Consider the following 5927-nt stretch of genomic DNA (forward strand, 5'->3'; position numbering starts at 1 on the left):
GGAGGCGCGGGGCGACCGGTGCGCGGTCCCCGACCCGGACGAGCCGCCGCCGGCGAGCACCGCGCGCAGCGGTGAGAGCGTGTCGTTGGTGACGACCCCGTCCCACACCAGGTCCCAGACGGCGTCGCGCACCGCGGCCTCGGGGACGGCGGGTGCGGGGTCGGTAGGGGCGGGGTTCACGGGCCCAGCGTCGGTAGGGGCGGTGAGTGCGCTCCTCACCGTGGTGACGATGTCGCGGAAGAACAGGGCTCCGCCGCGCAGGGAGTCGACGACGGCGAGGTGGACCGGCCCCTCCGGCTGCGGTCGCCCCAGGGGCAGGGTGGCGCCGGCGGAATCGGCCGGGTGCAGGGAGATCCAGCCGTCGCGGGATCCGGCACGTCCACGCCCGCTCCAGATGACCTCTCCCCCGGCGAGGAGTTCGTCGAGCATCGCCGGAGAGTAGTCGCTCACCCGGGGCGCCAAGACGAGTGGTTCGAGGGCGGAGGCGGGAAGCGCGAGCCCGTCGAGTTGCTCGATCACTGCGAGCAGCCCGTCGACACCGGATTCGGCACCCGCCCGCGCGCCACCGCCAGCACCGCCGCCTGACCCGAGGCTCTGCCACCCGGGCAGGAAGCGGCCCAGCGCGGAGTGGGACACCGGCTCGATCTGCGAGCGCAGCGCGGCCAGCGACCTGCGGCGGATGTGGCGCAGCACCTCGGCGTCGCACCACTCGGGCCCCGTCGCGCCGGGACGGAACTCGCCGGCCAGCAGCGTGCCGGAGGAGGTGAGTCTGTCGAGCACGCCGCGTGCGACCGCCACGCCGAGTCCGAATCGCTCGGCGACCGCCTCGACAGAGAAGGGGCCGTGGGTCCGCGCGTAGCGGCGGATCAACTCACCCAGCGGGTCGTCCACGTCGCCGAGGAAGGCCGACGGCACGCCGGGCGGAGGCGGGACGCCGAGGCCGTCGCGGAGCCGGGCCACGTCCTCGACCCCGGCCCACCAGCTGCGGCCGGAGTGCTCCACCGGGACGATCCGCCACGTCCGGGCCAACTCGTCGAGCCAGCCCGGGACCCCGTCGGGATCGGCGGACCGCGCGGCGATCTCGTCGACGGTGAGCGGACCGAGCAGCCGGAGCAGGTCGACCACCGCCTCGGCGTCGCGCGCCGCTCGCTCGGGTTCGAGATGCTGCAGGCGTCGCTCGATCGAGTCGAGGACCTCCACGTCGAGCAGTTCGCGCAGCTCGACGCGGCCCAGCAGCTGACCGAGCAGGCCGGGATCGATGCTCAGTGCGGCGGCCCGCTTCTCGGCGAGCGGGGAGTCGCCCTCGTAGAGGAAGGCGCCGACGTAGTCGAAGAGCAGCGACTGCGCGAACGGCGAGGCGCCGGGCGTGTCCACCTCGACGATCCGCACGCTGCGCGACTCGATCTCCCCCAGAAGCCGCTCGAGCGCGGGCACGTCGTAGACGTCCTGGAGGCACTCACGCACCGCCTCGAGGATCATCGGGAAGTCCGGATAGCGGCGCGCGACGTCGAGGAGCTGCGCGGACTTCTGACGCTGCTGCCACAACGGGGCCCGCCGGCCCGGATCCAGCCGGGGGAACAGCAGGGCGCGCGCGGAACACTCGCGGAAGCGTGAGGCGAACAGCGCGGACCCGCCCACGTGCCGGGTCACCAGGTCGACCGCCTCCTCCGCAGAGATCGCGAACGTCTCGGCTCCCGGGCGCGCGCCCCCCTCGCCGTCGTCACCCGTATCGGGGACCCGGAGGATGATGCCGTCGTCGGATACCACCGGCACCGCGTCGAAGCCGTGCGCGGCGGCCAGCCGGGCGCGCACCGCCTCCGCCCACGGCCAGTGCACCCGCGCGCCGAACGGCGAGTGCAGCACGATCCGCCAGTCCCCCACCTCGTCGCGGAACCGCTCCACGACCAGGGTCGTGTCGCTGGGCACGTGGCCGGTCGCCTCGCGCTGATCTGCCAGGTACCGCCGGAGATTGGCGGCGGCGTAGGCGTCGAGGCCAGCGGCGTCCAGGCGCGCGGTGACCTCCGCCTCCGACCCGGCCGACACCTCGCGAAGGAACCCGCCGAGGGCGCGGCCGAGTTCGGCGGGCCGGCCCTGGTCGTCACCCAGCCAGAACGGCAGCCGGCCGGTGCCGCCGGGCGCGGGAGAGACCAGCACGCGGTCGTGGGTGATCTCCTCGACGCGCCAGCTGGAGGCCCCGAGCGCGAATACGTCACCAACACGCGACTCGTAGACCATCTCCTCGTCCAACTCGCCGACGCGGGTGGCCTTCTCCCCCACCATGAACACGCCGAACAGGCCGCGGTCCGGGATGGTGCCGCCGGAGGTGACGGCCAGTCGCTGGGCGCCGGGGCGGCCGGTGAGGGTGCCGGCGTCGCGGTCCCACACCAGGCGTGGCTTGAGCTCGGCGAAGTCCGCGGACGGGTACTTGCCGGCGAGCATGTCGAGGGTGGCCTCGAACGCGGACCGCGGCAGACCGGCGTACGGGGCGGTGCGCCGGACGGCCGAGAACCACTCCTCCACGTCGATCGGCTCGAGTGCGCACGCGGCCACGGTCTGCTGCGCCAGCACGTCGAGCGGGTTGGCGATCACCGTGAGTTCCTCGATCGCGCCGGCGAGCATCCGCTCCACCGTCACCGCGCTGTGGACGAGGTCAGCGCGGTGCTTGGGGTAGACCACGGCCCGCGACACCTCGCCGACCTGGTGTCCCGCGCGCCCCACGCGCTGCAGCCCCGAGGCCACCGACGGCGGGGACTCGACCTGAACGACCAGATCCACCGCGCCCATGTCGATGCCCAGCTCGAGCGAGGAGGTCGCCACCACCGCGCGGAGCCGGCCGGACTTGAGCGCGTCCTCGATGATTGCCCGGCGTTCCTTGGACACCGACCCGTGGTGGGCCATGGCCAGTTCCGGCGGCGCCCCGCGCGAGACCTCCGACGGCACCATGAGCTGCGCGGGCGGCCGGGCGGGGGGCTCGGGGAGCGAGCCCGGATCGGTGTCCTCGGCGTAGATCTCGTTGAGCCTCGCGGTGAGCCGCTCGGCCAGGCGCCGGGAGTTGACGAACACGATCGTCGAGCGGTGGGCGGTCACGAGGTCCACGACCTGACGCTCGACGTGGGGCCAGATGGAGCCCTGACCCGGGGTGCCGGGCGGCGCGGTGACCTCCGGGGCCGACGAGGACAGGTCCGCCATGTCCTCCACCGGAACGCGCACCGAGAGCTCGAAGCCCTTGTCCGACCCCGGCGCCACGATCGTGGTGGGCCGCTCCCCCGCGAGGAAGCGGGCGACCTCGCTGTGCGGCCGCACCGTCGCCGACAGCCCCACCCGCTGCGCGGGCGTGTCGAGCAGCTCGTCGAGCCGCTCGAGGCTGAGAGCGAGATGCGCGCCCCGCTTGCTGCCGGCGACCGCGTGGATCTCGTCGATGATCACCGTGTCCACCGTGGCGAGGGTCTCCCGCGCGGCGGAGGTGAGGAGCAGGAACAGCGACTCCGGGGTGGTCACGAGGATGTGCGGCGGCCGGGCGCGCTGGCGGCGACGCTCGTCAGGCGGGGTGTCACCGGTGCGGATACCGACGGTGACGTCCGGCGTCGGCACCCCCATCGACGCGGCCTCGCGTGCGATCCCCGCGAGCGGCGCGCGCAGGTTGCGCTCGACGTCCACCGCGAGGGCCTTGAGCGGCGAGATGTAGAGGACTCGGGTGCCTGGTCCGCGGTCCGGCGCGCCGTCCCGGTCACCCAGGAGCAACCCGTCGAGCGCGGCGAGGAACGCCGACAGGGTCTTGCCCGAACCGGTGGGCGCCACGACGAGGGTGTGCGATCCGCCGGCGAGCGCGGTCCACGCCCCCTCCTGGGCCGCTGTGGGCGCGTCGAACGCGCCTCGGAACCAGGAGGCGGTGGCCGGGTGGAACCGGTCCAGGGCGGCGGGCATGAAGTCATGATGGCCTACGACTACGACAGAGCGGCCTACGACAGAGCGGCCTACGACAGAGCGGCCTACGACAGCGCGGTCCAGGACAGCGCGGCCTGCTCCGTAGAGTGAGGGCATGCGCGAACTCAGCGACCACGACCTGGCCTACCACCTCGCCACGGGCATCGGGGACATCGTCCGGGGCACCCGGGCCGGCGGGTTGCTGCACGGGCGGTCGCTCGCGCGGGTCGCCAACGAGGTCGCCCAGAACTGGACCGACGAGGTGCTCGCGGTGCACCGGCCGGACGACGGCACCCTCTCGGAGGGCGTCTCCGACGACCTGAGCCGCCTGGACAAGTCGCGCGTGTGGATCATCGACGTGATCGACGGAACCAAGGAGTTCTCGACCGGCCGCTCGGACTGGTCGGTGCACGTGGCGCTCGTGGTGGACGGCCGGCCCGCCCTCGCCTCGGTGGGCTTGCCCGACTCGGGCCGGGTGTTCCGGTCGGACCAGGTCGATCACGTCGACGGGCCGCTCTCCGGCACGATGGTGATCAGCCGCAACAACCCACCGGCCGGCGTGCACGAGATCGCCGACGAGCTCGGGCTACGCGTGCGTCCGATGGGCTCCGCCGGGGCCAAGATGCTCTCGGTGCTGCTCGGCGACGCCGACGTCTATCTCCACGCCGGCGGGCAGTACGAGTGGGACCAGGCCGCGCCGGTCGCGGTGGCGTTGGCGTCCGGGTTGCACGCGTCCCGGCCCGACGGTTCTCCGATCGAGTTCAACAAGTCCGACGCCCACTCCCCGGACATCCTCGTGTGCCGGCCGGATCTCACGGAGAAGGTGCTGGCCGCCACGGCGGGCTGGTCGGTGTGAGCTTCAGTGGGTCGGTGTGAGCTGAGTGGGTCGGCCCCGGGATTTTCAGTAGACTCCGCCTCATGACCGTCCCCACCCCGTACGAGGATCTGCTCCGGCTCGTCCTGGAAGAGGGCACCCCGAAGGCGGATCGCACGGGAACGGGCACGCGAAGCCTCTTCGGCCACCAGATCAGGTACGACCTCGCCGCCGGCTTCCCCCTCCTCACGACCAAGCGGGTCCACTTCAAGTCGGTCGCCTACGAGCTGCTGTGGTTCCTGCGCGGCGACTCGAACGTGCGGTGGCTGCAGGACCACGGCGTGAGCATCTGGGACGAGTGGGCGGACCAGGCCGGCGAGCTCGGCCCCGTCTACGGCGTCCAGTGGCGGTCGTGGCCCACCCCGGACGGCCGGCACATCGACCAGATCGCGGCGGCCGTGGACCTGCTGCGTACGGACCCGGACTCGCGGCGCAACATCGTCAGCGCGTGGAACGTCAGCGAACTCTCGCAGATGGCGCTGCCACCGTGTCACCTGCTGTTCCAGTTCTACGTGGCCGACGGCAAGCTCAGCTGCCAGCTCTACCAGCGCAGCGCCGACCTCTTCCTGGGCGTGCCGTTCAACATCGCCTCCTACTCCCTGCTCACGCACATGGTCGCGCAGCAGGTAGGCCTCGAGGTGGGCGAGTTCATCTGGACCGGCGGGGACTGCCACATCTACGACAACCATGTCGAGCAGGTGCGCACCCAGCTGGAGCGTGAGCCGTACCCGTACCCGGAGCTACGGCTACGGAAGGCGGAGTCGATCTTCGACTACCGTTTCGAGGACTTCGAGGTCGTCGGTTACGAGCACCACCCGGGCATCAAGGCCCCGGTCGCGGTCTGAGCCGGCGCCGTGGCGGTGCGGATGGTGTGGGCGCAGGCCCGCGGCGGGGTGATCGGTGACGGCCGGGATATGCCGTGGCATATCCCCGAGGACCTGGCCTTCTTCAAGCAGGCCACCGTCGGCCGCCCCGTGGTGATGGGCCGCGCGACGTGGGACTCTCTGCCGGAGCGCTTCCGCCCTCTGCCGGGACGCCGCAACATCGTGTGCACGCGGGACCCCGGGTGGGCGGCCGACGGCGCCGAGCGCGCCGGGTCGGTGGACGCCGCGTTGGCCTCGGCGGGCCG

General features: G+C 72.7%; 4 protein-coding genes. 3 read left to right on the plus strand and 1 reads right to left on the minus strand.

What is annotated here, in order from left to right; all coding sequences use genetic code 11:
• Positions 1-3924, minus strand: a 3924-nt coding sequence (locus tag HMPREF3086_RS13445) for an ATP-dependent helicase (protein WP_070722377.1), incomplete at its 3' end; no start/stop codon positions are given.
• Between the two features lie 115 nt (positions 3925-4039).
• Here HMPREF3086_RS13445 and HMPREF3086_RS13450 point away from each other — a divergent pair.
• The 3 genes from HMPREF3086_RS13450 to HMPREF3086_RS13460 all read left to right on the plus strand — a co-directional run.
• Positions 4040-4780 carry a 3'(2'),5'-bisphosphate nucleotidase CysQ gene (locus HMPREF3086_RS13450; RefSeq protein WP_070722379.1) on the plus strand — a complete coding sequence of 247 codons (741 nt, stop codon included), beginning with the start codon at positions 4040-4042 and terminating at the stop codon, positions 4778-4780.
• A 62-nt stretch (positions 4781-4842) separates the two neighbouring features.
• Positions 4843-5643 carry a thymidylate synthase gene (locus HMPREF3086_RS13455; protein ID WP_061228330.1) on the plus strand — a complete coding sequence of 267 codons (801 nt, stop codon included), beginning with the start codon at positions 4843-4845 and terminating at the stop codon, positions 5641-5643.
• 9 nt (positions 5644-5652) lie between these two features.
• A partial coding sequence (locus HMPREF3086_RS13460) for a dihydrofolate reductase (protein ID WP_246830997.1) occupies positions 5653-5927 on the plus strand: 275 nt, incomplete at its 3' end.

The organism is Dietzia sp. HMSC21D01 (genome assembly GCF_001815995.1).
GTDB classification, from domain to species: domain Bacteria; phylum Actinomycetota; class Actinomycetes; order Mycobacteriales; family Mycobacteriaceae; genus Dietzia; species Dietzia cinnamea.

Excerpts from the sequence above, each read along its gene's own strand:
- HMPREF3086_RS13455 (WP_061228330.1), top strand. The coding sequence starts at position 4,843 with ATGACCGTCCCCACCCCGTACGAGGATCTGCTCCGGCTCGTCCTGGAA.
- HMPREF3086_RS13450 (WP_070722379.1), top strand. The coding sequence starts at position 4,040 with ATGCGCGAACTCAGCGACCACGACCTGGCCTACCACCTCGCCACGGGC.